Origin of the sequence: Vibrio sp. ED004, from assembly GCF_023206395.1 — a bacterium.
In the GTDB taxonomy this organism is placed as follows: Bacteria; Pseudomonadota; Gammaproteobacteria; order Enterobacterales; family Vibrionaceae; genus Vibrio.
The window spans coordinates 1,616,737-1,643,076 of sequence record NZ_CP066149.1; the positions used below are offsets into that span (position 1 = coordinate 1,616,737).

Sequence of the window (26,340 nt, forward strand, 5' to 3'; positions counted from 1 at the left end):
CTGATTATTCTGCGCTCAGTATATCAAAAAGGGTGACACTGAGATCCCCCTTTTTAATGTGGTTATTGAGAGCCAAAATCCACTTTACGGTAATGCTTGCTCAATCAAAGAACTCTTCACCTGAGGGTTGTCATTGACGAGATCTTGTAACCATTGTGTATGACCTTGTTTTGCTAATTCACGGGCAACCAAAGAGGCCTCATCGGCAATCGCCATTCTAGAGACCAAGAACTGCTTCACCTCTTCCGATAATGGATTCACTTTGGTGAGTAAGGTAATAGCTTCATCTTTCAAACGCGGATTCTTAGTTGCAGCCATGACCTGCTCAAGCGCGAATGCTTGCTTGGTTTCAGCAAGACGAACCAACTCAGCTTGACTGTGATAATCCGCCTTCATACGCCATAAGATCTTATAGACTTCAGGGTCTTCACTCACCTGCGCTAATCGAACCACCACCTCGGAAGACGGTAGCCAACTTACAATCGACGACGTGGTCAGTTGTTTGGTTAGGTAATCAACCGCCTCAGGCGACAAGCTGTCTAGCTCTCGGATTAACAGCGCTTCTCGAGTTTGGACTTGGTGTTCAGAGCCAGATAACCACTCTTTCAGGTTGAGATCTTGTTTCTCTGCATCAAGAACAAATACCAATGTCTTTTGGTCTTGGCGCCACTGCTTAATGAGTCGGTTGGCAATCGAAGGGTAATTAAAAGCAGGAACCGTAAACTCATAACCATCGCCACGCTCTAGTACTTGATAAGTTGGCGTGATAGCAAGTTGCTGCTCAATGAAGATAGACATCTTGGGCGTGAGTACGATTTTTTGCTGTTCGAGCTTCTTCAAGAGTTGGTAACGAGCCACCTCTTGTTGGGGAAATGTCAGACGCTCAAGTGCAAAGCGTAGCGAATTCACTTCGTCACGCACGACAAACTCGAGCAATTCAGCAGTTTTCAGTTTTACTTGATCATTCTCAAGCCAAGACTCTACTGTAGTTGGAGACATCTCGGTGGCATAACTAATACCGACCGGTGAAAATAACAGTGAAGTAGACAGGAGTAATGATGACAACAGTCCATGTTGCATTTTAACTTCCTTGTAACACTTTTGGTCATTCTGCAAGCTGTCGCTACAAAATGCAAATAAAAAGCGCCACCCGAAGGCAGCGCTTTTTAATAACTATCAGCTAATCAATATTACTGACGACGCATTGCGTCAAAGAACTCATCGTTCGTTTTCGTCATTGCTAGCTTGTCGATAAGAAATTCCATCGCATCGATTTCGCCCATTGGGTGAACAATCTTACGCAGGATCCACATCTTCTGTAGTTCATCGTTCTTCGTAAGAAGCTCTTCACGACGAGTACCAGAGCGGTTGAAATCAATCGCAGGGAATACGCGTTTTTCAGCAATCTTACGGTTAAGGTGCAGTTCCATGTTACCTGTACCTTTGAATTCTTCGTAGATAACTTCATCCATCTTAGAGCCAGTATCAACCAGTGCTGTTGCGATGATCGTTAAGCTACCGCCTTCTTCTACGTTACGTGCTGCACCGAAGAAACGCTTAGGACGGTGAAGTGCGTTAGCGTCTACACCACCAGTAAGAACTTTACCTGATGAAGGAATCACAGTGTTGTAAGCACGAGCTAGACGAGTAATAGAATCCAGAAGGATAACGACATCTTTCTTGTGTTCAACAAGGCGTTTCGCTTTCTCGATAACCATTTCTGCTACTTGTACGTGGCGAGATGCTGGCTCATCGAATGTTGAAGCAACTACTTCACCTTTAACTAGGCGCTGCATTTCTGTTACTTCTTCTGGACGCTCATCGATCAGAAGAACCATCAGTTCACATTCAGGGTGATTGTGAGCGATGCTCTGAGCGATGTTCTGTAGAAGCATTGTTTTACCCGCTTTTGGCGGAGCAACAATCAGACCACGCTGACCTTTACCAATTGGAGACGCAAGGTCAAGAATACGAGCCGTAATATCTTCAGTCGCACCGTTACCACGTTCCATCACCATACGTTCGTTGGCGTGAAGAGGAGTAAGGTTTTCGAAAAGAATCTTGTTACGAGCGTTGTCTGGCTTATCGTAGTTAACAGTGTTTACTTTTAGCAGTGCAAAGTAACGTTCACCGTCTTTAGGTGGGCGAATTTTACCGCCAATTGAATCACCAGTACGTAAGTTAAAACGACGAATTTGGCTTGGAGATACGTAGATATCATCAGGGCCAGCCAGGTATGAACTGTCGGCGCTACGTAGGAAACCAAAACCGTCTTGAAGAATTTCTAGAACACCATCACCAAAGATGTCTTCACCACTTTTTGCATGTGCTTTAAGGATGGAGAAGATAATGTCTTGTTTTCTTAGGCGAGCTTGATTCTCAAGACCTAAGCTTTCGCTAAGTTTAACAAGCTCAGACACAGGTCTGTTCTTCAGTTCAGTAAGATTCATAGTGGTGGAAGTTTGTTTAGTCAAAATAGGATCTGTTTTCTTAAGTTAAGAAGGAGTTGGTCACAGGATCGACCAAGAAGAGAAATTCGTTCAATTAACGTGCGATAAATTAGCACTAAAACTAAGACTAGTCCATAGCTTAGAAAAAACAAAACCGCGCATTTGTTAACTGCACGGTTTCTTTTCAAATGCTGACCTGATTAAAGGTTAGCGTCTAAGAACTCTTTGAGTTGAGTTTTAGATAATGCACCAACTTTAGTCGCTGCTACGCCGCCATCTTTGAAAAGAAGAAGCGTTGGAATGCCGCGAATACCAAACTTTGGTGGTGTTCCAGCATTTTGGTCGATATTAAGTTTACCGATAGTGAGCTTGCCTTCGTACTCGTCTGCGATTTCATCAAGAATCGGAGCAATCATCTTACAAGGGCCACACCATTCAGCCCAAAAATCAACAAGAACCGGGCCTGCAGCATTGATTACATCGTTATCAAAACCGTCATCAGTTAGCTGCAAAATCTTATCACTCATCTTCCACTCCAATGTATTTTTTAGAACTGGTTGGATGATAACCAGTAAATAGATGCCCTATTGGAATGTATTTACTTTCGTATTGCAAGCTTAAGCTGATATTCTATAGCAATGAAAAAGACGCATATCACAGAGCAAAAGTTCGCCGACTTGGATTTACTTCCGCAAGTCATTGAAGGATTGGAGAAAAAAGGGTTCGATTATTGTACCCCGATCCAAGCCTTGGCGCTCCCGGTACTGCTCACCGGCCAAGACATTGCAGGCCAGGCCCAAACGGGTACTGGTAAAACGCTTGCGTTTCTTACTGCTACTTTCAACCACCTGCTAAAAACACCTGAGCATGAAGGGCGTAAGCCTAACCAGCCACGTGCGATTATTATGGCACCAACGCGTGAACTCGCGATTCAGATCTACAACGATGCTGATTCTCTAGTTGCAAGCACTGGTATCAAAGCAGCATTAGCTTACGGTGGCGAAAGCTACGACAAGCAGCTAGGTAAAATCGAAGAAGGCGCAGATATCTTAATTGGTACTACAGGCCGTATCATCGACTTCTACAAGCAGAAGGTATTTAACCTTAACCACATTCAAGCTGTTGTTCTTGACGAAGCTGATCGCATGTTCGATCTTGGTTTCATCAAAGACATCCGCTTCTTGTTCCGCCGTATGCCTGAGCCAAAAGATCGCCTGAACATGCTGTTCTCTGCGACGCTTTCTTACCGCGTACAAGAGCTAGCGTTCGAGCACATGCATAACCCAGAGCATGTTGTTGTTGAGCCAGAGCGTAAAACAGGTCACCGCATCAAAGAAGAGCTGTTCTACCCTTCAAACGAACACAAAATGGCACTACTGCAGACACTAGTTGAAGAAGAATGGCCAGAGCGCGCTATCATCTTCGCTAACACTAAGCACAAGTGTGAGTCTGTTTGGGGTCACCTAGCAGCAGATGGTCACCGTGTTGGCCTGCTAACTGGCGATGTTCCTCAGAAGAAACGTGAAAAGATTCTTGAGCAATTCACTAAAGGTGATGTTGACCTACTTGTAGCAACCGACGTTGCAGCACGTGGCCTACACATTCCTCAAGTAACACACGTATTCAACTTCGACCTACCAGACGATTGTGAAGATTACGTTCACCGTATCGGCCGTACAGGTCGTGCTGGCGCAAGTGGTCACTCGATCAGCTTTGCTTGTGAAGATTACGCAATCAACTTGCCGCCTATCGAAGAATACATTGAGCACGCTATCCCTGTGTCTGACTACGACTCTTCTGCACTACTAGAAGATCTACCAGCACCATTGCGCTTACGCACACGTAACCCGCAACAGCGTCGTTCAAACAACAATGGCCCACGTAACGGTAACCGTAAACCAAACCAGAACCGTCGCCCACGCCAACCGCGTCATAACAAGGAAGCTTAGTCGCTTATGAGTCAAACAGTGTCACCACCGCTTTACGCTGCAATCGACCTCGGGTCGAACAGTTTTCATATGCTCGTTGTGCGTCATATCGATGGCAGCGTACAAACCATGGCTAAAATTAAGCGCAAAGTGCGTTTAGCTGCAGGCTTAGATGAAAATAATGCGCTTAGTACTGAAGCCATGCAGCGCGGTTGGGACTGTTTGAGTCTCTTTGCAGAGCGACTGCAAGATATTCCGAAAGAAAATATCCGCATTGTAGGTACAGCGACCCTACGTACTGCTATCAATGTGGATATCTTTCTAGAGAAAGCGAACCAGATCCTTGGTTACGACATCAATGTTATCTCTGGTGAAGAAGAAGCTGCGACTATCTATAAAGGCGTGGCACACACTTCAGGTGGTAGTGGCCGCCGACTGGTAGTGGATATTGGTGGCGCAAGTACCGAGATGATCATCGGTGAAGGCTTCTCAGCGAAAGCACTAACCAGCTTAAAAATGGGCTGTGTGACTTGGCTTGAACGCCACTTTAAAGATCGCCAGTTAACCGCAACCAACTTTAACAACGCCATTGAAGCGGCGAAGTCGACGTTGGCTCCGATTCTAGATAGCTATACCGATATCGGATGGGATGTATGTGTTGGCGCCAGTGGTACCGTTCAGGCACTGCAAGAAATTATGTTAGCGCAAGGCATGGATGAGGTAATTACTCATGCCAAACTTAAGCGCCTACAAAAACAAGCGATGATCACTGAGCGCTTGGAAGAGCTAGAAATAGAAGGGCTAACCCTTGAACGCGCATTAGTGTTCCCAAGTGGTCTTTCTATTCTTATTGCGATTTTTGAGCTGCTTGAAATCGATTCAATGACACTCGCAGGCGGCGCACTCCGTGAAGGCCTAGCCTACGAGATGGTTGATGAGCTACGCCAAGACGATATCCGTGCACGTACCATCAAGAGCGTGCAATCTCGCTACCAGATGGACGTAAGCTACGGTGAACAAGTTGCTGTAGTAGCACAGACTCTGCTAGATCAAGCCGGCGGAGAAGCTTGGGTGTCAGAGCCTCAAGCAAGCGTTCTATTGCAAACCGCAGCCAAACTTCACGAAATTGGTTTAACCATCGATTTCAAAAAAGGCGGCGAACACAGCGCTTATCTACTGCAGAATTTAGATTTGCCAGGTTTTACCCGAGCACAGAAATACTACTTGGGTGAATTAACACGTCGTTACCGTGAGCAATTAACCTCATTGCCAGAGCAACATGCTATCACAGGCACCAGCAGTAAGCGTATTTTACGTATTCTGCGTTTGGCTATTTTGCTGACTCACCGCCGTAACCCAGCACTAGAACCTGAGTTTAAGCTGACAACTGATGGTAACAACCTGACCTTAACGCTTTCTAAGCAATGGCTAGCAAACAACCCGCTGACCGCTGCAGAGCTAGAGATCGAGTCGAACAGACAAACCGACATCGGCTGGCCTCTTGTTATTGCCGAGCAATAGCACATAGATAAAGCCACTCGCTATTAAGTTAAAACCGGCAAAGTAATACCAAAAAGCTCTCTGCATTGAGAGCTTTTTTAGGTCTATCGAAAACCACAATCCGTTGCATCTTTCGCATCAAACCCTCACCCCATCACACACATCTGATAATCCACTAGATAATTACAACAAATTCATTACATTATGTAATAGAGTTAATATTGTAGATCAAAATTACAAGGGCTCTGTTTGGATGCAGGAGAAAGGGATGTTGGAGAAAAATTCGTGTTTTAGTGTGGATGAGTGGCTGTTCATACCCAATGAAGGACAGATTCTCTTTGCCAACAAAACAGTAACCATTGATAAGCGCTTAACCAAGCTCTTAGAATTCCTGTGCCTTAACCCTGGGCAGACCCACACTCGTGACGAGCTCATCGACCACGTGTGGAGCGGTATGATCCTCACAGACCAAGTGGTAACCCAAGCCGTCTTTGAACTGCGTAAAGTCCTCAAGCAGAACTCTGAACACCACAGTAGCTATATCATCACAGTACCTAAGCGTGGTTATAAGTTCGAAGCAGATGTTATCCAAAGCAAGATCGAAACCGAACAAACGACAGAGCCAGAACCTGTAGCGATAGAAAACACCACGCCGCCTTCACCATCAGTGGCAGCAACTACTCCCGAAGAACAAACGAAAAACACCAAGCCTAGCAAAAGAAACCTCATGATTGGCTTATTGCTTAGCGCGATTGTCGTTTTAGAGTCTGGTTATATCCTCTACTCAGCCACCAGCAATACTAACAACAAAGAAGCAGCACCGACAACACAGCTCAGACATTATGAGTTTCGCTATGTGGTGCTCGATATCAGTGATGATGTCAGAGCCGATCCGGTTCTCTACGGCATCGTCACCAAGTTTATTGAATACGTGAGTGCTTACAGTGGCATTCGTATCGTACAGAGCGAGCCATTACAGAAAATTGCCGCTATCAAACTCACCTTTGGTACCAGTCCAAGTCGAGACGGCAAACACACGCGACTCACAATGCGTTATCACAACAACATCTCTGATCGATCGCACCTCAATCGTCGTTACCCAACAGAGCTACCAGAACTTCATCACACGCTGTATCGCATGGTCGATGACATCTTAGATTCTCTGTACATCAAAGTACCCAAAGAAGAGCTCACAGAGAGTATTAGCCAACTGCCTACAGAAGACGAAGCGCTCAAGTACACTCTCAGCGGTTTAGGTGTTTTGTATAACCGTGCAGAACTGCCAATGGTGATGGACTACTTTGAAAAAGCGCAGGAATTAGATCCGAGCAATGACTTTGTGTTCGTGGCGAACTACATCGGCAAGATAATGAATACCTTTTACGCCTCATCAGGCAGTAAAAAGCAGGCGATTGCCAAACTGAACCAAGATGCGAAGCCAAGGCTAGAGCGCTTATTAGCTGAAGGGAAGTTGGCACGCGCCTACGATGCCAACGCCATCATCGCCCTTTCTGAGGATGACCCAGAAAAAGCGATGAAGATCTAATTGTCAATGCCACCACAAAACCAATCAATACTGACCTATTTGTTGCTCGCGAAGGCTGAAGAGTCTCGTGGTAATGCCAGTGCTGCGAAAGAGCTCTACATCAAAGCGACGCAAGGCAACTCTTCGCTTAAAGCGATACAACTCGCCTCACCTCTCTTCTTCGACAGTAATCTCGAACCTCTACTCAAAGAACTAGAGTGATGACCTACAAGGCTAACCTCACGACATAGCAACGTTCATCATTGGAACACATCACCAGATAGTGCGTTGCTGTTCTTCAGTTGGCTGTCTGGTGCTTGTTCATGTTCAGAAGACTGTTTGTCTTTCGTTAGCTGCCTATCTAACAGGATATGGCAGATTTCGAGTGTCAGTCCAAACGCCAAAGCAACGTACAAATAGCTTTTGTCCACATGTAACCCATACCCTTCTATAACCAATAATCCCCCGAGCAAAATCAGGAATAACAGCGCCAGCAACTTCAAGCCTGGGTAAGCGGTAATGGTTATCTGAATCTTCTCTGCCACGGCCAACATGATGATTGCAGAAATAACGATAGCAGCGATAATGATTTCGACATTGTGTACCAGTGCAACTGCAGTGATCACTGAATCAAACGAGAACACCGCATCAATCGCGATAATCTGCAGCACGATCATGGTGACACTATTCTCAAGCGCGCTTTTCTCTTTCTTCTCTTTCGCTAGCAACCAGCCCAACAACTCCTTAAAGCTCTTAACTAAAAGGAAGGCACCCCCAACAATCAAGATTAAGTCCTTGCCCGATAACCCTCGATCAAACACCGTGACAAAAGGTTCAGTGAGCGACATGAGCCAAGTGACAGAAAACACCAAGCCAATACGAGTTAACACCGCTAATCCAATACCAAGATTACGAATGCGACTTCTGAGCCTGACAGGCAGTTTCTCGACCAAGATGGAGATAAAGATAATGTTGTCGACACCGAGAATAACTTCGAGCAGCAAGAGCATGCTAAATGACGCGAGATAATCAACGTACATAACAGCCTCTTCTTCGGGTTATTTTCAACCAAGCCAAAGAAGCTAAAGGTTCAACCATTAGCCAAAGCATCATTAATTGGACAATAAATAAAGTCATCATGGTTATGACGGCTCCACGTTATTGCGCGCACCTAAAATGCTGTCTAAATAGCCCTGTTTTCTTAGCTTCATAAAGCAGAACACAGCCAATTTTAAAGTAATCAGTATCATCAGAAATCTAACTCAGTAGTGAATGGCCGGCCATTCTACGAACTGGTCAAATAGCTTCATCATCAAAGCGTTACCTATAGATAAAGACGATATAACAAGAATGTAAAGTTATTTATATCAGCTACTTAAAATCATTAACTGACTGATAAAACACTGCTTTAGCTATCAGAGACTGGAGAAATAGGCAGGAGAATAAAACGATAATGGTTTAATGATGTATTGAAAGTAGCACGCCATAATAATGCAGCCTCAACAATTCAGAGGTCACTATGCCAAGCTATATCGAAACCATTTTTATGACGCTTAAAGAGTACGATTTGCTGCTCGCTATGCTGTTCATCTTTATCTACTGGCTACTTAAACGCTCGACAGAGAAAGCCATCATCACCCTCGCCCAAAAGAAAACCGTCGACGCTACACGTACCGCTTTTATCAACCGCTGCTTTAGTATCATTTACTTCGGTTTCCTGTTCGCGACGTATTTGATTGTCAGTGGCATCGGTTACGGTAACTTTTCGATTTTTATCTCTTCGGTATTCACCGTCATAGGCGTAGGTTTTATTGCTCAGTGGTCAATTTTAAGCAACATCACTGCCAGCTTTCTTATCTTCTTTGTATTTCCCTACCGCATTGGGGATTCAATCATCGTCGCGGACGGAGACGGCATTGAAGGCAAGATATTAGACATAAAGATGTTTCATACCCTTATTCGACACCCAGAAGGAAACATCATTACTTACCCAAACTCCCTCCTGCTACAGAAAAGTGTAACTAAGGTGACCGGTAAGAATTTGAAATATGCAGCATCGACGCCCAAAAGAACAATAAAAGACAAAGGTATGGATATAGAGAGTGTGATTGAAGCTAAGGTGTGAAATACAAGCGAGAAGGCGTGGAGTGTAAGCGAGAAAGCAGAAGATGAAAGAGCATTGAAACGCGGTTATCCCTAACAGTAAGGGAATAACCGCGCATTTCGATAGCAACTAAGCGTTAACGCCTGTCGCTTTAAAGTCTGGGTTTACCGCAGTCAGCTTCTTAACAATGTAGTTCAGAAGCACGCCGTACATAGGAACGAACAAACCTAAGCTAATGATAAGTTTGAAGCCGTAGTCGACTAAAGCAATCTCAGTCCAGTGTTCAGCCATGAATGGATCTGGGCTTTGGTAGAAAGCAATCGCAAAGAAAGCGATGGTATCAATGGCATTACCGAATAACGTTGAACACGTAGGGGCAACCCACCACTGTTTAAGCTGACGTAAACGGTTGAAAACGTGCACATCCAAGATCTGACCGAGCAAGTAAGCCATGAAGCTTGCCGCTGCGATACGTGCAACAAACAGGTTGAACTCACCTAATTGGCTAAAGCCTTGGAATGAACCTTCGAAGAACACTACTGACAAAAAGTAAGAAACGGCCAGTGCAGGTAGCATCACTAAGAAAATGATTTTACGAGCAAGCTGCGCACCAAAAATGCGTACAGTCAGATCAGTCGCTAGGAAGATAAACGGGAAAGTGAAAGCACCCCAAGTGGTGTGCATACCGAAAACGGTAAAAGGTAGCTGAACCAGATAGTTGCTTGACGCAATAATGACCAAATGGAACAAAACTAATAGTGCTAGGGCTTTGCGCTGTTGCGCAGGGGTAAAGTTACTCATGCTGTACCTTTTTAGTTTGGTTTGGGGGTGAGGGAACCCAAATCGAGTCATTTCTTCGAATAAACTAAGAAAGCTCTTACCAATAATGTGAATTAAAAATGTTTCTATAATTTGCTCTATTGAGCGGCGGGCGATTATACATTAATCAATATTGGCTGCAATGGTGAGAACAAACGCAAACGTTTATTCTCACTTTTATCGGTGAATGGCGTTAGAAACCATCTTTTGAAAGCAGGTTTAAAAGCTACGTTAAGAAGCGGTGCTAAAAGTTAAAAACCGCGCTTAAAAAGCGCTGCGAGATAATCAAACTCTTCTCGACTCTCTTCCGCGTTTAACGACTCAAACCAGATTAATTCGCTGTAATGTTCAGACTTTAAAAACATCTTACAATCTTCAAAATCGATCAACCAAGAGTGCATGTCAGCGTCCCATTGCTTTTCAACCACAGAAGCGGACAACAATGCCACCAGCTTTTCACCTAATACTTCATAAGAATCAAAATCAAAACTTGGAGACGTAATCAATAAACGCCCTTCCTCAGCCAAATACTCTCTTAAGCCAAATTCTGTTTGTGTTGTCATGTCCCTATCAACCTTATTCTTTTTCTATGATCTAACCGTTTTTAGAAGCTAAACAATTCTGCAAACTAGCCGTGTGTCGTGATGTGTTCTTGAATCAAATCTAAGAATGGGTCCGCGTACTTATCGAGTTTACGCTGACCAACACCGTTTACTGCCAACATTTCACCGTATGAGGTAGGCAGCACTTCAGCCATATCAATCAGAGTCGCGTCACTGAATACCACATAAGGTGGCAAACCATCTTCATCTGCAATCGACTTACGCAGCTTACGCAGTTTGGCAAACAGCTTCTTATCGTAGTTCTTGCTGCTGAGTTTATCGGACTTAGCATTACGCACCGCCGTATCCAAACGAGGCACAGCCAATTCCAAAGACATCTCACCACGCAGTAGCGGACGCGCTTCCTCTGTTAGCTGTAATGTCGAATTACGAGTGATGTTCTGGAACAGTAAACCTTTGTGAATCAGCTGACGGAAGATACTGATCCAGTAATCATGGCTATGATCGCGGCCAATGCCGTAAGTAGACAGCTTATCGTGACCATTATCGCGCACTCGGATGTTCTGCATGCCACGCATCACTTCAACCACATAGCCCATACCAAACGACTGATTCACACGATACACACAAGACAACGCCTTCTGAGCCTCTTGGGTCGCATCAAAGTGTTTTGGTGGGTCCAAACAGATATCGCAGTTACCACATTGTTTCTCACGATATTCGCCAAAGTAGTTGAGCAGCACCTGACGACGACAGGTTTGCGCCTCGGCAAAGGCACTCATCGCGTTTAGCTTGTGCATCTCGACCTGTTTTTGCGGGCCTTCTTCTTTCTCATCCAGCATACGACGTAGCCAACCCATATCAGCAGGGTCAAACAACATCATGGCTTCAGCAGGCAAGCCATCACGACCAGCACGGCCAGTCTCTTGATAGTAAGACTCGATATTGCGTGGAATATCAAAGTGCACAACAAAGCGAACGTTGGGTTTGTTGATACCCATACCAAACGCCACGGTGGCGACAACAATTTGGATATCATCACGTTGGAAGGCTTCTTGAACGTAAGCGCGCTCATCAGTGTCCATGCCTGCGTGATAACCCGCAGCACGAATACCGTTGTTGCAAAGCTTCTCGGTCACCATCTCTACTTTCTTACGGCTACCACAATAGATGATGCCGCAATTGCCCTTCTGTGTTTCTAAGTAGCGAACCACCTGTGACACGGGCTTATGCTTCTCAACCAGATTGTAGCGAATGTTAGGACGGTCAAAGCTACCCAAGTAGGTATGCGGATCCACCAGCTGCAGACGCGAGATAATGTCTTTGCGCGTTGCATCGTCGGCGGTTGCCGTCAGCGCCATATAAGGCACATGCGGGAAATATTGTTTAAGTTGACCTAATGATGCGTATTCCGGACGGAAGTCATGTCCCCATTGAGAGATACAGTGCGCTTCATCCACCGCAATCATCGAAAGCGGTAAACCTTGAAGACGTTCGATAAAATCGCGCATCAACACACGCTCTGGCGACACATAAACCATCTTCAACTGGCCTGAATTCATGCGATTAAACACACTCATCAGCTGGTCACGTGGCATTGAAGAGTTGATACACTCAGCCGCAACACCGTTCGCCTTCAATTGATCGACCTGGTCTTTCATCAGCGAGATCAGCGGTGAGATAACCAGAGTGAGCCCTTCACGAACCAAAGCAGGAATCTGGTAACACAGTGACTTACCACCACCGGTTGGCATTATCACCAAGCTGTCTCTGCCTTCAACGGCAAGATCGATGACCTCTTGCTGACCATCGCGAAAACTTTGATAACCAAAGACATCTTGTAAGATGTTTTGCGCATCATTCGCGGGAGTCGGTATTTGCTCAGCAATCAGAGTGGCGGTCATTGTGGTTCCTAATCGAGGTATAAAATCAGCCAGCATCATTCGCAAGCAAGGCGCACATTGTAGAGGGGAACGCTGGCGAATTAAACCGCAAATTGTTAGGTGAAAAGGGTTAACGCTCCTATACTGGCCAACTCTCTTATAAATCTTATTAATAAGCACTCAGTGCTAGAGAAAGATGCATGACACAAGAAGAACAACAACGTACGCGCCAAGGAATTTTGCTTGCAGTTGGTGCCTACACAATGTGGGGTATCGCCCCTATATATTTCAAATCTTTAAGTGAAGTTTCCCCATTTGAGATTCTCAGCCACCGTGTAGTATGGTCTTTTTTCCTACTCGCTTTTTTACTACACGTTAGCCGCAGTTGGCGCAAAGTGCGCGACACCCTCACCTCAAAGCCAAAAATGCTCTATTTGGTGGCGACCTCTATCTTAGTGGGGGCTAACTGGCTGATCTTTATCTGGGCGGTAAACTCCAATCACATGCTTGATGCCAGTTTGGGGTATTACATCAACCCACTGATTAACGTGTTGCTCGGGATGTTCTTCCTTGGCGAACGCTTACGCAAGCTTCAATGGTTTGCGGTCGCCCTTGCTGCAATTGGCGTGATCATTCAATTGATCGCGTTTGGCTCAGTGCCAGTCGTTGCCATTGCCCTAGCCTTCAGCTTCGGTTTCTATGGCCTATTGCGTAAAAAAGTTAGCTTAGAAGCGCAAACTGGCTTGTTCATTGAAACATTAGTGATGCTGCCTATCGCCGCAACATACTTGTTGTTTATCGCAGACAGTCCAACCTCAGATTTTTCGATGAACCCGATGCAACTCAATCTATTACTAATTGCAGCAGGTGTTATCACCACGGTTCCGTTGCTTTGTTTTACTGGTGCAGCAACCCGCTTGAAGCTATCGACACTCGGCTTCTTCCAGTATATAGGCCCTAGCCTGATGTTCTTGTTGGCGGTTCTTATCTATGGTGAAGCCTTTACCAGTGACAAAGCGATCACCTTCGCCTTCATCTGGGGCGCACTGGTTATCTTTAGCTTTGATGGTCTGCGCCACGCAAAAAGAACAAGCGCGCGAAACAGTAGCACTGATCGTTTTTTACAAGACAATCTATAAATACAGAGATAAGCTTGGTTGAATTGATGATAATTTAACCAAGCTTTTTTATGCCATGGATAAAGTCCACTATTACTCGACACCTAGCCAAGATATCAGCCTGATCCAAGCTCAATACCAAGAGTTTGCCTTTCAGCGCCACTATCATTTGGACTTTCATATCGGCCTAATCACTCAGGGTCAGCAAAAGTTTGTCTATAAAGGGACAAGCTACCACGCAGGCGCAGGACAAGTGGTGATGATGCCACCGGATGAGCTGCACGATGGCCATTCAAAGCTAGAATCTGGCTACCAAGTGAGTGTATTTGCTGTCTCGCCGCAATGGCTGGGCGATCTTGCCGATCACAGAGAAAATGGTCACACTTTAAGCTTTTCGGAGTTGATCCTCTCCGATCAAGCGACTTTTTTACAATTGTGTAACCTTCATGGGCTACTTATCAATCCAAACATCAGTCAACTCGCTCAAGACTGCCTACCGTTCGAAGGTTTTTCGACAATAGTTGATCGTTACGCGCAGTTTGGGTCGAAAACTCAGGTGCAACTTGGTACTCAATCGGTTAACACACTAAAAGACTATTTAATGGCAAACCTCGACCAACCAGTACGCCTAGAGCAGCTGTCTGAACTGTGCGATCTCACCACCACACAGTTTCAACGCCACTTTAAGAACAAAATGGGCATTACCCCTTATGCTTGGCTAAGCCGTTTACGTATGGAACAAGGCATGCGACTAATTAAGTCAGGTGTTGGCGGAACCGAGGTCGCTCATCAAGTCGGTTTTTACGATCAAGCCCATTTCTCAAAGGCATTTAAGACCGCATTTGGTGTTTCCCCGTCGAAAATTAACTAAGTGTTGATAATTTACAATTGAGAGATTCGAAATCACGGTAAGCTGCGCTCAACAACTCTCAACAGAACAACCCAGTTATTGGAACAGATATGAATGAAGTCACCATATTAGTCACCCTCGCCTCTATCCACTTTATTGCCCTGATGAGCCCAGGCCCTGACTTTGCCCTTGTGGTACAAAACGCAACACGCCACGGACGACAAACTGGCTTATACATTGCTCTGGGATTATCTTGCGGGATCTTGCTGCATTCATTGTTGAGCCTGACGGGTATCAGTTATCTGGTTCATCAGCACCCAACTCTTTTCGCCACCATACAGTTAGCTGGCGGTAGCTACTTGTTGTATCTCGGTGTTGGTGCACTAAAGGCAACTTGGCAGATCATTACTCATCACGAAGATGAGACCAATCCTGTCGATTCAAAGGATCTGATTCTCACCAATAAACGTCAGGCTTTTTCGAAAGGGTTTGCGACTAACATCTTGAACCCAAAAGCCTTAGTGTTTTTCATCAGTTTGATGTCGAGCTTAGTTCCTGCAGACATGTCGCTGTCAGGCAAAGGCCTTGCTTTGATCATCCTATTCGGCCTTTCGCTATTCTGGTTCTCGCTATTGGCGTGGATGCTTTCGACTAAAACCCTACAGAAGAAGCTTAGCGAAGCAACAGTCTACATTGATGGCCTGTGTGGCGTACTATTCAGCATTATTGGCCTGAGTATTCTTTGGCAGTCGCTGTCTGGTTTAATCGCTTAAATTCGAATCAAGATTACAATTCGTTAACAACGCACTGGCTATCTTATCTTTCCACTGCCAATCTAGCTCTGCATATTAAAAGGAGAAGATCATGCAGTGGAAAACAAAACTAACAACCCTTGCCACTTCTACCCTACTTTTTGCCTCTCACGTCAGTTGGGCAAATCAAGCTGCCGATTCCGTCGCTCCAGAACAAAGTAGTGGTTTAGAAACCAAACAACTCGTTAAAGCCAACGATTGGATGGTCACTGCGGCCAACCCACTGGCAACCCAAGCGGGCGCTGATGTACTTGCTCGTGGTGGTAATGCCATTGATGCCATGGTTGCCGTGCAACTGATGCTTGGCTTAGTGGAGCCACAATCGTCAGGTATTGGCGGTGGCGCGTTCCTTGTTTACTTTGATGGCAAGGACAAACAACTCAAAACCTACGATGGTCGTGAAACCGCACCACTTGATGCAACACCACGTCTATTCCAAGACGAAAACGGCCAACCACTTAAGTTTTACGATGCTGTGGTTGGTGGTCGCTCAGTGGCGACACCGGGCACAGTCCAACTGCTGTGGGACACTCACCAAAAATACGGCAAGTTAGAGTGGGCATCGCTGATCAAACCTATCGCTCAACTGGCTGAAAAAGGTTTTACCATCAGCCCACGTTTAGCGACCTTGATTGAAAATGACCAAGAGCGACTAAGCCGCTTTGTCACCACCAAGGCCTATTTCTTCAATGCCGATGGCAGCCCGAAAACCGCAGGTACGCTACTTAAGAACCCAGAATACGCGGCAACGCTAAACGCTATCTCGAAGAATGGTGCTAAGGCTTTCTATCAAGGCGAGATTTCTGCCGACATCATCAACACGGTACAAACCGCCAAAGGTAACCCGGGCGTATTAGCGCAGAAAGACTTCGATGCGTATTCAATTAAGCAACGTGAACCGGTTTGTTCCGCTTATGAGAGCTACGATATCTGTGGAATGGGACCACCTAGTTCAGGCGCATTAACGGTTGGGCAGATCTTAGCGATGACCGAGCAGTTTGATCTGAAATCATGGGGACCAAACGACGCAAAATCTTGGCAAGTGTTAGCGGACGCTTCTCGTTTAGCCTTTGCAGACCGTGGTATGTACATGGCCGACCAAGATTACGTGCCAATGCCAACCCAAGGGTTAGTGAATACTGACTATTTGCAGGAACGTGCCCAGCTAATTACTGCTGGAAAGGCATTAGAGAGTGCGCCATCAGGTACCCCACCGTGGGATCATGCCATGTTACGAAGCCAAGATGTGTCTATTGAACTGCCGTCCACCAGCCACTTCAATATTGTCGACAGCGATGGCAATGTCGTATCGATGACCACCACCATTGAGAACGCATTTGGCTCACGCCTGATGGTGAGAGGCTTCCTGCTCAACAACGAACTGACCGACTTCTCATTCAAGACTCATAACGATGGCAAGCCTATCGCGAACCGACTTGAACCGGGTAAACGCCCACGTTCTTCAATGGCACCGACCATCATCATGCAAGACGACAAACCTTACATGGCGATCGGTTCTCCGGGCGGCAGTCGTATCATAGGTTATGTGGCACAAGCCATTATTGCCCACACCCAATGGGACATGGATATCCAACAAGCGATCAACCAACCACACTTCCTAAACCGTTTCGGAACCTTAGATTTGGAAAAAGGAACATCGGCGGAAAACTTCAAACCTGAGCTAGAAAAGATGGGATTTGAGGTCAACGTTCGCGATCTTAACTCGGGTTTGCACGCTATTCGCATCACAAAAGATGGTCTAGAAGGTGCTGCAGACCCTCGTCGTGAAGGTGCCGCTATCGGCCAATAAGGGAAAATACTCCCTTTTTACTCCCTGTCTTGTGCGAGATCTCTCACAAGGCAGTGAGTAAATATCGATATTTAACTGCGAAATTAAGCACCTACATATTGTAACCAATTGAAATTAAACAATACGTACATTTATCATTCAAATAATTATATAGAAATTCGCTTATGCACCATTGCTGATAAATAAGGAATCGGTAATATGAATGGTGTCGGAAGGATGCTGACACGGAACAGGAAACGCCAAGGACTTGGTTATCTTCAGGATGAAGATTCGATTACTCAGGATGAATAATCGGCATGGATAGCGAAATGGACATTGAATGGACGCAATAGTAACTAGGATGGTTGCTACTAAGGAAAGACAATGGACACCTCTGGACGAGGAAAGGACTGAACATCAGGATGATGTAAAGGACACCGCTCAAGGAACAAGTGACGCGCACTAACGAGGATTGTTGGCAGATCAGGATAAGATCAAGGACACCGCTAGGAAGGCGACGAAAGGAATACGCTGAAGGATAACAGCACACTATCATGGATTTGATGCATGGAGCACACTTAGTAGCCGGATTGCTGCGAGTAAGACTATAGACCCCGATGAGCGCAAGCTCTCGGGGTTTTTCTTTATCTGTCGCCTCACCTTTTCTTCCCTTAAAACAAATAAATCAACGACCTTTGATTACAATTCTGACATTTAAATCATTCACTTCTTAATCACTTCCGAGTAACGTAAGTCTTACTAGGCTCAACTAGTTTCATAACCATAATTAAACTAAGGACAAATTCATGTCACACGTTACCTTCAAAGGCGCTGCTGTACCGCTAACTGGCACATTCCCACAAACTGGCGAACTGGCACCAAGCTTTGCACTGACTGCAGGCGATCTTTCTGAACTGACTCTTGCTTCTCTTACTGGCAAGAAAGTGGTTCTAAACATCTTCCCAAGCATCGACACAGCAACTTGTGCAACGAGCGTACGTACGTTCAACGCAAAAGCGGCAGAGCTTGAGAACACGGTTGTTGTTTGTATTTCTGCTGACCTACCATTTGCTGCAGGTCGCTTCTGCGAACTAGAAGGCATTGAAGGCGTTCAACACGCTTCGACTTTCCGTTCTCCTACATTCGCATCAGACTACGGCGTAGCGATTGCTGAAGGTCCACTAGCAAGCCTAACAACACGTGCAGTTGTCGTTGTTGATGAAAAAGGTGTGGTAACACACAGCGAGTTGGTTGCAGAGATCACTGAAGAACCAAACTACGAAGCGGCACTTGCAGCACTGTAAGATCCTTTCTAGTCAGTCATGTATTGTGATCGCTTAAAGCGCTACGCAATAAAAAGAGCAGCCATTGGCTGCTCTTTTTGTTTTCAATAATCAACGGTTATTAGATGCAGAAGTAATAGATTAAAGCTGCTCTAAACGCGCGTAAGCCGTTACTAACCACTTAATCCCTTCACCGTTAAACGCCACTTGCACTCGGCTCTGTGGACCGCTTCCTTCGAAGTTAATGATAGTGCCTTCACCAAACTTAGGGTGCTTAACGCGAGAGCCCAAGCTAAAGCCTGTTTCATTGAAGTTCTCTTTCACAGCGGTTTGGCTAAAGCGACCACTGCTTGCAGGACGGCTGACTTGCGCTTTCATACGTACTTCATCTAGACAGGTCTCTGGTAGCTCACGAATAAAACGTGATGGTTTGTGGTACTTGTCCTGACCGTACAAACGACGCATCTCAGCATACGTGATGTAAAGCTTCTCCATCGCACGAGTCATACCTACGTAACACAAGCGACGCTCTTCTTCTAAACGCCCCGCTTCTTCGGCAGACATCTGGCTTGGGAACATGCCTTCTTCGACACCCACCATGAATACCATTGGAAACTCTAGACCTTTAGCACTGTGCAATGTCATCAACTGAACCGCATCATCAAACTCACCGGCCTGACCTTCACCCGCTTCCAAAGCCGCGTGAGTTAAGAACGCCGTCAGCATGCTCATCTCATCCGCTTCTTCCGGCTTTTCAAACTGGCGCGTTGCCGTTACCAATTCTTCCAAGTTCTCGATACGTGCCTTCGACTTCTCACCCTTCTCTTGCTCGTACATCGCAAACAGACCCGACGATTTGATCACGTGGTCAGTTTGTTCATGTAGGCTAAGCTCTAGCGTGTCGTCTTCAAGCGCATTAATTAGCTCGATAAAACGGCTTAAGGCACCAGCCGCACGACCTGGCAGCACTTGTTCTTCTATCAAAGCAAGACTTGCTTGCCACATCGTTGCACCACGGTCACGCGCTGCGAAACGAATCGTCTCTAGGGTTTTATCACCCAAACCACGCGTTGGTGTGTTTACCACACGTTCAAAAGCAGCATCATCGTTGCGGTTACCCATTAAGCGCATGTAGCTCAAAGCATCTCGGATTTCCTGACGCTCGAAGAATCGCATGCCGCCGTAGATTCGGTAAGGCAGACCACCTTGAATCAAGGCTTCTTCAAGAACACGAGACTGGGCGTTATTACGATAAAGCATTGCGGTATCTTCTAGCGCGCCGCCTTTCTCCTGCCACTCTTTGATTTTGCTAACCGTGAAACGTGCTTCATCGAGCTCGTTATAAGCCGAGTACACTGAGATTGGTTCGCCATCGTTGCCGTCGGTCCACAACTCTTTACCCATACGCTCGGTGTTGTTCGAGATAAGCTCGTTCGACGCCTGCAGAATGGTTTTGGTTGAACGGTAGTTTTGTTCGAGTCGAACCGTTGAAGCGCCTGGGAATTCATCCAAGAACTTCTGAATATTTTCGATCTTAGCACCACGCCAACCATAGATAGATTGGTCATCATCACCCACGATCATCACACGACAATCAGGGCCTGCCATCATGCGTAGCCAAGCGTATTGGATGTTGTTGGTATCTTGGAATTCGTCGACAAGAATGTGCTTGAAGCGAGCTTGGTAGTGCTCTCGGATATGTTTCTTATTACGCAGAAGTTCGTGTGCTCTTAGCAAGATCTCCGCAAAATCGACCAAGCCAGCACGGTCACATGCCTCTTGGTAAGCAGAGTAGATCTTTAGCCATGTTTGAGTGACTGGATCATGGTAGGCGTCAATGTGACTTGGGCGCAGACCTTCATCTTTCTTGCCGTTGATCCACCAAGAAGCTTGCTTTGCAGGCCACTGTTTTTCATCGAGGTTTTGCGCTTTGATTAAGCGACGCAGCAAACGAATCTGATCATCTGAATCGATGATCTGGAAATCTTCTGGCAGTTTTGCATCTAGGTAGTGAGCGCGAAGGATACGGTGACAAATGCCGTGGAAGGTACCGTTCCACATGCCCGACGAGCTACCCATCATCAACTCTTCAATACGGCCACGCATCTCTGCTGCCGCTTTGTTGGTGAAGGTAACTGACATAATAGAGAACGGTGATGCTTGCTCTACGCTTTGCAGCCAAGCGATACGATGCACCAACACTCGCGTTTTACCACTACCAGCACCTGCCAGAATAAGTAGGTTTTCTAAAGGTGCCGCGACCGCCTCACGTTGTTTGTCGTTTAGGCCATCGAGTAAAAGCGAAGGATCTATCATTGGATATGCTCACTACTGGGTATTTATACATAAAAGTTGATTATAACCTAAACACTAGGCTGCGTTTAGGATAATCAGAAGAAAAAACAATCAAAAATTAACATCATAAAATCAGCAACTTAATCGATGAATTATCATTAATATTGATATTTTTTATAATGCCATGAAATTATTTCCTAGTTCTTCCTATCCTTTTTAGTAAGCAAGTTAACAATTCATTAACCTGCGATGTAAAAATACTATTAAGTCCTAGAGGGAATGACTATGAAAAATTCTAATCTTGCTGTTACAGCTGCAATCACAAGTGTACTAGCGTTCGGCGGTGCAGTTCTTACATCAGCACCTGCGGAAGCAGCAGCAAAAGAGAAATGCTACGGCGTTGCAAAAGCTGGCCAAAATGATTGTGCAACCAAAACAAGTTCATGTGCGGGTACAGCCAAAGAAGACAACCAATCCGATGCATTCGTGGTCGTTCCTAAAGGACTGTGTGGCAAATTATCAGGTGGTAACACTCAATCATCATAATTGAGCTGCTTAGTATGGTGAGCTGACATTCAGCTCACCTCCACTTTCCATTAGGAGAATCGTTGTGACTCAAACTCTTCACCCCAATACAGGGGTTGGCCTTAGAACACCGCACTTGGACTTCTTTAGCCAAAACCCAGCTTTAGTGAGTTGGTTAGAGGTGCACAGCGAGAACTACTTTTTAGCTCAATCACCGCAACGTCAACAACTCAGAGAAATTCGTAACACCCACAACATCAGTTGCCACGGTGTGGGTTTGTCTCTCGGTTCTGTTGAGCGCATCAATCAACACCATCTGGTGCAGTTAAAAGACCTCATTGATGATATCGAGCCGTTCTTGGTTTCTGACCACCTCAGCTGGAGTCAGACTGGCGGGCATTACTTCAATGACTTGCTACCGCTGCCTTATACCGAAGAAGCGTTAGAAGTTTTCTGTCGCAATGTCATCGAGGTCCAAGACAGCCTGCAACGTCCTATGCTGATTGAGAACCCATCGAGTTACCTTGCCTTCAAGCATTCAACGATCCCTGAATGGGAGTTTTTAGTCGAGGTACAGAAGCGCACCGAATGTCGCCTCTTACTCGATTTCAATAATATTTTTGTCTCATCTTTTAATCATGGTTTCAGTTGTGAAGAGTACTTAAGCGGAATTCCTGCAGACAAAGTGGAAGAGATTCACTTGGCAGGTTTCACCAAAAAGAAACTCGAACAAGGTGAGATCTGGATAGACACCCACAGTAAACCTGTCTGTGACGAAGTGTGGCAACTCTACACTGACTGGATAGCAAAACATGGTTTGCGCCATACCTTGATTGAGTGGGATCTCGATATTCCAGAGCCACAAGTTTTATTGGCTGAAGCAACCAAAGCCAGCGACATTTTGTATCAACACGACAAATTCAACCAAAGGAGTCGCGCATCATGAGCCACTCCCTAGCTGATGTTCAATCAGAGTTTGCGAACGCGTTACGCTATCAAAACAATGGTGAGCACTGCGACATAGTGAGCAACCATTTTACCGATGAACAGCGAATCCAGATTTACCGTAATAACTTTGTGATCAGCTTGAGCGAAGTACTGGCAGCTACCTACCCACTCACTGAAATACTGGTTGGTGAAGAGTGCTTCCAACAGATGGCTCGTCAACATGTCTTAAGTTATCCATCGACTTCTGGTGATGTCAGCGGTTATGGGGAACACTTTGAACAGACTATCCAAGCTTTTCCTGCCGTTATTGAGGCTGCACCTTATCTCGCTGAAGTGGCTTTGTATGAATGGAAAAAAGATAGCTTGATGAGATGTGTTTCAGAATCACATGTCGACCAACGTCCCCTTTCTTGTTTAGCTGATGTGCCACAAGAGCAACAAGGCGCTTTAGTCTTTCATCTCAAAGGTTCAATAACGCTAGTCAATTCTAGCTATACGATGATCGCGCTTGAGCAAGCGATCTATCAGCAACAACTCGACGGGTTAGACATCAACCAACCTGAATTTGGGGTGTTAATCCGCGCCGAGAATTCACAGATTGAGAGTCATTGTTTGACAGAAGAATGCCACCAACTATTAACTGAATTGCAGTCGGGTCAAACGCTCGCTGAGATTGCCCCTTCACTACTACAACACCTGAATACTGTCATGGCGCTTAACGTCATATCAGGTTTTTCAATCGATGCCGAATTGGAGACATAATATGGATAACAACACAGTCACGAACATGATGGCTCAATACGACAATTTGATTGAGAAATCACAGGCACTTTTTGTTCCAGTGCTTCTACTATTTTGTCGCCTTTGGGTGGCATGGGTATTCTTTAATTCTGGGCTGACTAAAATAGCAACTTGGGATAGCACTCTGTACTTGTTTGAATTGGAATACCAAGTCCCACTGTTACCTTGGGAGTTAGCGGCCTATATGGGTACTGCCGCTGAATTGATTCTGCCAGTATTCTTAGCACTTGGTTTATTAACACGACCTATGGCTGCAGCACTATTCGTTTTCAATATCATGGCCGTCGTGTCATACCCTGTATTGTGGGCGCAAGGCTTCTACGATCATCAGCTTTGGGGATTAATGATTCTTATCGTCGTTGTATGGGGCGCAGGACCATTCTCATTGGATAGAATCTTGAAGAAGCAATTTAGCAACTAGTCCTCATCGCAAACCCAAAACGCAAAAAACCACTCAAATGAGTGGTTTCTTTTTAACTGGTGAAAAACTACTTGCTCAGAAAAGCTTGTAATTCCTCAGCTGAAATACCTTGCTCTGCCAGCTCTTTTGCTAGTAGCTGAACTTGTTCACCTTTACGAGATTCAACCACGCGTTGAAATTGGTAAATGATATCTCGCAAAGTGTCGATTGGAACTTGTTTTGCCGCACTGCGAATACGCTCTTCACTTTGGTTTCCTAGCTCTTTGAGCAATTTACCAAACATGACCTTTTCAGGTGCATCTTCCATTTGTTCTAAGATGCGCGCCATTTCGTAGGTTGTTAATGACATTACAGTATTTTCCGTTGGGGACTAACGTTTCAATGAGTGACAAATATACCATGTTTTAACGTTTCGCAAACCGCCATTTGTATATTTTGTCACCCTTGAGACTTATGCCTTAGCAAACGTCGTGTGCCACGACTTACCTGCTTTGCTCGCAAGCACTAACAATGCAGGAACAATAAGGAACATTTGCAGCGCAATAATCACTTGCGATGTTAAATCAAGGCGCTGCATGGTACCAACCAGTAAACCTGAGCCACTCATTTGGAACAAACCAAGCAACGCAGCTGCGGTCCCCGCACGGTCACCGAAAGGTTCAAGTGCCTTACCGGCTGCAGCACCAAGAATCCAAGCAAAACCAACTGAAGACAAGAAGATTGGTAGCATAAATGCGATCGCACTAGCATAGTCAGCAAGTACCAACATAATGACGCCAGCCAGACCCAATGTTGAGATACCTACAACTAACGCCTTATATGTACCAAAACGGTCCATGAACTTCGGAGCAGTGAATGCAGCCGTGATGTTGATAACCGCGTTAATACCAAACCAGAAGGTAAATTCGTTCATCGTCAAACCTAGGTTTTCCATCAACACAACAGGTGCAGAGGTAACGTAAGCCAGGATTACTGCCATTGCCATCAAGCACAATGTCGCATGGAAGATGAATGATGGTGTTTTCAATACCGACCAGTAACGCTCAAGTTTGAACACCGCGACCTTTTCTGTCGCTGGATTAGACTCTTTCATTTGGAAAAACAAAATTGTGCCAACCACGACAGCGAACACAGCCATGAAGCTGAAGTTCGAGCGCCAGCCAAACTGTTGAGTCAACCACGCACCTAGAATCGGTGCTAATGCAGGAATAAAGCAAATGGCACCATTAAGGTAACTGATCATACGGCCACTCTTCTCAGGGCCAAATAGATCGCGAACCGTCGCAAAGGCTGCTACAGAAGTCGCACAAGCTCCTAAGCCTTGTAGCAGCCGAGCTATTAGCATCATATCAATCGATTGAGCTGCCCACGCCAAGCAAGCACTCAATGCATAGATACTAACACCTCCCAATGCAACGGTTCGACGTCCTAGCTTATCAGCCAAAGGGCCTGCAAATAATTGCCCGACACCCATGGCAAATAAAAACCAAGTAATCGTATCTTGTGCTAGTGCATGTTCCACGTGAAACGCTGTCGAAATTTGTGGCAGAGCTGGTAGGTAGATATCAATAGCCAAAGGGCTAAATAGAACCAGCATTGCCAATAAAGCAACCTGCAGTTTACTAGGGGTTGGAAGCGCGTTAGAAGGCACAAGATTCTCCGGATGAGTTAATTTAGGTGCATAATAACCAACTAAAGATATGAACAAAAATGGCATATACTCATTAGCATTATTCCAAATAGGAAACTCATATGAATATCGAGAAACTATCACGCCTCGACCTCAATCTATTAGTTTGCTTGCAAGTACTGATGGAAGAGCTGAGTGTTACTCGCACTGCACATCGATTGTGCCTAAGCCAGTCAGCCGTGAGTAAGTCATTAGCCAAACTTCGTGAGCAATTTAATGATCCCCTTTTCACGCGAAGTGCTCATGGCCTAAGACCAACACCAAAGGCAGTCTTTCTCAAACCTCGATTAGAAACGCTGATCAACCAACTTGATGTGCTCACCCAACCAGAGACGTTCATTCCCAATAACAGTGACCACAGTTTTCACATTGCGGCAGTTGAAAGTGTTTACCCGCTTATTCTTCCCCACTTCTTACCGGCGATATTTCGACAAGCCCCTAAGGTGAATATCAACACTCACGCTTGGACGGAGCAAACCTTTAAGAAATTGCAGCTTGGTGAACTGGATATCGGACTCACGGGTAAGGATATCGACATCAACGACGCGCGTTTAACCATGTTGCCGCCAGACGATATTTGCGAACAAGAGATCTATCGCGATGCACAAATGTGTGTGCTAAGACGTAACCACCCTGCTCTGAGCGGCAAATGGGATCTGGAAACCTACCTCGCACAGCGTCATGTACAAGTAAGATGTGATGGTAACGATCGTTGGTTACTCGACTACAAACTTGCCGACCTTGGTCACCAACGTGATATCGCTATTTCTGTTCCCGACTTCAACAGTGCGGCTAGCCTATGCACTTACACTGACTTTGTGTTTACGGCACCAAGTCACTTCACCTACCTTGTTGCCAAGCAGCTCGACTTAGTCGTTGTCCCTCTACCAATGGAATTTCCACCGATGGCATACACTCTGTTTTGGCACCGTGATAGAGAAAATGACCCAGCGCTAACTTGGTTGCGAGATATCATCAAAGAAAAAACTCTGCACCTTAGATAAAAATGGCGTACAGCGTTTGCAGCCAACGAACA

The 26,340-nt window shown here is 45.6% G+C and carries 25 protein-coding genes; 15 read left to right on the forward strand and 10 right to left on the reverse strand.

Annotated features, from left to right (window positions below):
- Positions 1 to 84: 84 nt before the first annotated feature.
- The 3 genes from ITG10_RS07270 to trxA form a co-directional block, all read right to left on the reverse strand.
- A complete protein-coding gene (locus ITG10_RS07270; protein ID WP_017631299.1) occupies positions 85 to 1,080 on the reverse strand; it encodes a hypothetical protein in 996 nt (331 codons plus the stop codon).
- Positions 1,081 to 1,190: 110 nt separating this feature from the next.
- Positions 1,191 to 2,450, reverse strand: a complete 1,260-nt coding sequence (gene rho / locus ITG10_RS07275) for a transcription termination factor Rho (protein WP_017631298.1) — start codon at positions 2,448 to 2,450, stop codon at positions 1,191 to 1,193.
- Between the two features lie 200 nt (positions 2,451 to 2,650).
- Complete coding sequence (gene trxA, locus ITG10_RS07280; protein ID WP_010440700.1) at positions 2,651 to 2,977, reverse strand: thioredoxin TrxA; 327 nt, start codon at positions 2,975 to 2,977, stop codon at positions 2,651 to 2,653.
- A gap of 111 nt (positions 2,978 to 3,088) precedes the next feature.
- Between trxA and rhlB the strand changes: the two genes are divergently transcribed.
- The 4 genes from rhlB to ITG10_RS07300 all read left to right on the forward strand — a co-directional run bounded on the left by rhlB (position 3,089) and on the right by ITG10_RS07300 (position 7,625).
- The gene (gene rhlB, locus ITG10_RS07285) at positions 3,089 to 4,399 is read left to right on the forward strand and encodes an ATP-dependent RNA helicase RhlB (RefSeq protein ID WP_017631297.1); all 1,311 of its coding nucleotides are present in this window, start codon (positions 3,089 to 3,091) and stop codon (positions 4,397 to 4,399) included.
- A gap of 6 nt (positions 4,400 to 4,405) precedes the next feature.
- A complete protein-coding gene (gene gppA / locus ITG10_RS07290) occupies positions 4,406 to 5,899 on the forward strand; it encodes a guanosine-5'-triphosphate,3'-diphosphate diphosphatase (RefSeq protein WP_248386758.1) in 1,494 nt (497 codons plus the stop codon).
- A 247-nt stretch (positions 5,900 to 6,146) separates the two neighbouring features.
- Entirely contained in the window at positions 6,147 to 7,424 is a 1,278-nt protein-coding gene (locus ITG10_RS07295; RefSeq protein ID WP_017631296.1) for a winged helix-turn-helix domain-containing protein, read from the forward strand.
- Positions 7,425 to 7,430: 6 nt separating this feature from the next.
- Positions 7,431 to 7,625: a hypothetical protein gene (locus tag ITG10_RS07300; protein WP_017631295.1), complete on the forward strand. Its 195-nt coding sequence runs from the start codon at positions 7,431 to 7,433 to the stop codon at positions 7,623 to 7,625.
- A 38-nt stretch (positions 7,626 to 7,663) separates the two neighbouring features.
- Here ITG10_RS07300 and ITG10_RS07305 read toward each other — a convergent pair whose 3' ends face one another.
- The gene (locus ITG10_RS07305; RefSeq protein ID WP_248386759.1) at positions 7,664 to 8,443 is read right to left on the reverse strand and encodes a TerC family protein; all 780 of its coding nucleotides are present in this window, start codon (positions 8,441 to 8,443) and stop codon (positions 7,664 to 7,666) included.
- 479 nt (positions 8,444 to 8,922) lie between these two features.
- Here ITG10_RS07305 and ITG10_RS07310 point away from each other — a divergent pair, with 479 nt between their 5' ends.
- On the forward strand, positions 8,923 to 9,528 hold the full coding sequence (locus ITG10_RS07310) for a mechanosensitive ion channel family protein (protein WP_017631683.1): 606 nt from the start codon (positions 8,923 to 8,925) through the stop codon (positions 9,526 to 9,528).
- A 108-nt stretch (positions 9,529 to 9,636) separates the two neighbouring features.
- Here the strand turns inward: ITG10_RS07310 and ITG10_RS07315 are convergent, their stop codons facing one another.
- The 3 genes from ITG10_RS07315 to recQ form a co-directional block, all read right to left on the reverse strand.
- A complete protein-coding gene (locus tag ITG10_RS07315; RefSeq protein WP_017631682.1) occupies positions 9,637 to 10,308 on the reverse strand; it encodes a 7-cyano-7-deazaguanine/7-aminomethyl-7-deazaguanine transporter in 672 nt (223 codons plus the stop codon).
- Positions 10,309 to 10,577: 269 nt separating this feature from the next.
- Positions 10,578 to 10,889 carry a DUF3630 family protein gene (locus ITG10_RS07320; RefSeq protein WP_017631681.1) on the reverse strand — a complete coding sequence of 104 codons (312 nt, stop codon included), beginning with the start codon at positions 10,887 to 10,889 and terminating at the stop codon, positions 10,578 to 10,580.
- Between the two features lie 65 nt (positions 10,890 to 10,954).
- Positions 10,955 to 12,793 (reverse strand): ATP-dependent DNA helicase RecQ, encoded by a 1,839-nt coding sequence (gene recQ, locus ITG10_RS07325; RefSeq protein ID WP_017631680.1) that lies wholly within the window; start codon positions 12,791 to 12,793, stop codon positions 10,955 to 10,957.
- A gap of 179 nt (positions 12,794 to 12,972) precedes the next feature.
- Between recQ and rarD the strand changes: the two genes are divergently transcribed.
- From rarD to tpx, 5 genes are all read left to right on the forward strand, one after another.
- Positions 12,973 to 13,911, forward strand: a complete 939-nt coding sequence (rarD, locus tag ITG10_RS07330; protein ID WP_017631679.1) for an EamA family transporter RarD — start codon at positions 12,973 to 12,975, stop codon at positions 13,909 to 13,911.
- 55 nt (positions 13,912 to 13,966) lie between these two features.
- Positions 13,967 to 14,761, forward strand: a complete 795-nt coding sequence (locus tag ITG10_RS07335; protein ID WP_017631678.1) for an AraC family transcriptional regulator — start codon at positions 13,967 to 13,969, stop codon at positions 14,759 to 14,761.
- 89 nt (positions 14,762 to 14,850) lie between these two features.
- Positions 14,851 to 15,513 (forward strand): LysE family translocator, encoded by a 663-nt coding sequence (locus ITG10_RS07340; RefSeq protein WP_017631677.1) that lies wholly within the window; start codon positions 14,851 to 14,853, stop codon positions 15,511 to 15,513.
- Positions 15,514 to 15,604: 91 nt separating this feature from the next.
- Positions 15,605 to 17,362: a gamma-glutamyltransferase gene (gene ggt, locus ITG10_RS07345; protein WP_017631676.1), complete on the forward strand. Its 1,758-nt coding sequence runs from the start codon at positions 15,605 to 15,607 to the stop codon at positions 17,360 to 17,362.
- Positions 17,363 to 18,147: 785 nt separating this feature from the next.
- Positions 18,148 to 18,645, forward strand: coding sequence for a thiol peroxidase (tpx, locus tag ITG10_RS07350; RefSeq protein WP_017631674.1), 498 nt, complete (start codon positions 18,148 to 18,150; stop codon positions 18,643 to 18,645).
- A gap of 120 nt (positions 18,646 to 18,765) precedes the next feature.
- Here tpx and uvrD read toward each other — a convergent pair whose 3' ends face one another.
- Positions 18,766 to 20,940 (reverse strand): DNA helicase II, encoded by a 2,175-nt coding sequence (uvrD, locus tag ITG10_RS07355; RefSeq protein WP_017631673.1) that lies wholly within the window; start codon positions 20,938 to 20,940, stop codon positions 18,766 to 18,768.
- A 264-nt stretch (positions 20,941 to 21,204) separates the two neighbouring features.
- Here uvrD and ITG10_RS07360 point away from each other — a divergent pair, with 264 nt between their 5' ends.
- The 4 genes from ITG10_RS07360 (at position 21,205) to ITG10_RS07375 (ending at position 23,614) form a co-directional block, all read left to right on the forward strand.
- Positions 21,205 to 21,465 (forward strand): DUF2282 domain-containing protein, encoded by a 261-nt coding sequence (locus tag ITG10_RS07360; RefSeq protein WP_004736650.1) that lies wholly within the window; start codon positions 21,205 to 21,207, stop codon positions 21,463 to 21,465.
- 64 nt (positions 21,466 to 21,529) lie between these two features.
- Positions 21,530 to 22,390 carry a DUF692 domain-containing protein gene (locus ITG10_RS07365; protein WP_017631672.1) on the forward strand — a complete coding sequence of 287 codons (861 nt, stop codon included), beginning with the start codon at positions 21,530 to 21,532 and terminating at the stop codon, positions 22,388 to 22,390.
- Positions 22,387 to 23,154: a DNA-binding domain-containing protein gene (locus ITG10_RS07370; protein ID WP_248386760.1), complete on the forward strand. Its 768-nt coding sequence runs from the start codon at positions 22,387 to 22,389 to the stop codon at positions 23,152 to 23,154. The genes ITG10_RS07365 and ITG10_RS07370 overlap by 4 nt, the downstream gene beginning before the upstream one ends.
- Before the next feature lies 1 nt (position 23,155).
- On the forward strand, positions 23,156 to 23,614 hold the full coding sequence (locus ITG10_RS07375; protein ID WP_016787601.1) for a DoxX family protein: 459 nt from the start codon (positions 23,156 to 23,158) through the stop codon (positions 23,612 to 23,614).
- 67 nt (positions 23,615 to 23,681) lie between these two features.
- Here ITG10_RS07375 and ITG10_RS07380 read toward each other — a convergent pair whose 3' ends face one another.
- Together ITG10_RS07380 and ITG10_RS07385 are read right to left on the reverse strand one after the other, a co-directional pair.
- Entirely contained in the window at positions 23,682 to 23,963 is a 282-nt protein-coding gene (locus tag ITG10_RS07380; protein WP_016787602.1) for a hypothetical protein, read from the reverse strand.
- 102 nt (positions 23,964 to 24,065) lie between these two features.
- Complete coding sequence (locus ITG10_RS07385; RefSeq protein ID WP_026084333.1) at positions 24,066 to 25,265, reverse strand: multidrug effflux MFS transporter; 1,200 nt, start codon at positions 25,263 to 25,265, stop codon at positions 24,066 to 24,068.
- 101 nt (positions 25,266 to 25,366) lie between these two features.
- Between ITG10_RS07385 and ITG10_RS07390 the strand changes: the two genes are divergently transcribed.
- The gene (locus tag ITG10_RS07390; protein ID WP_012605070.1) at positions 25,367 to 26,308 is read left to right on the forward strand and encodes a LysR family transcriptional regulator; all 942 of its coding nucleotides are present in this window, start codon (positions 25,367 to 25,369) and stop codon (positions 26,306 to 26,308) included.
- Positions 26,309 to 26,340: the final 32 nt, after the last annotated feature.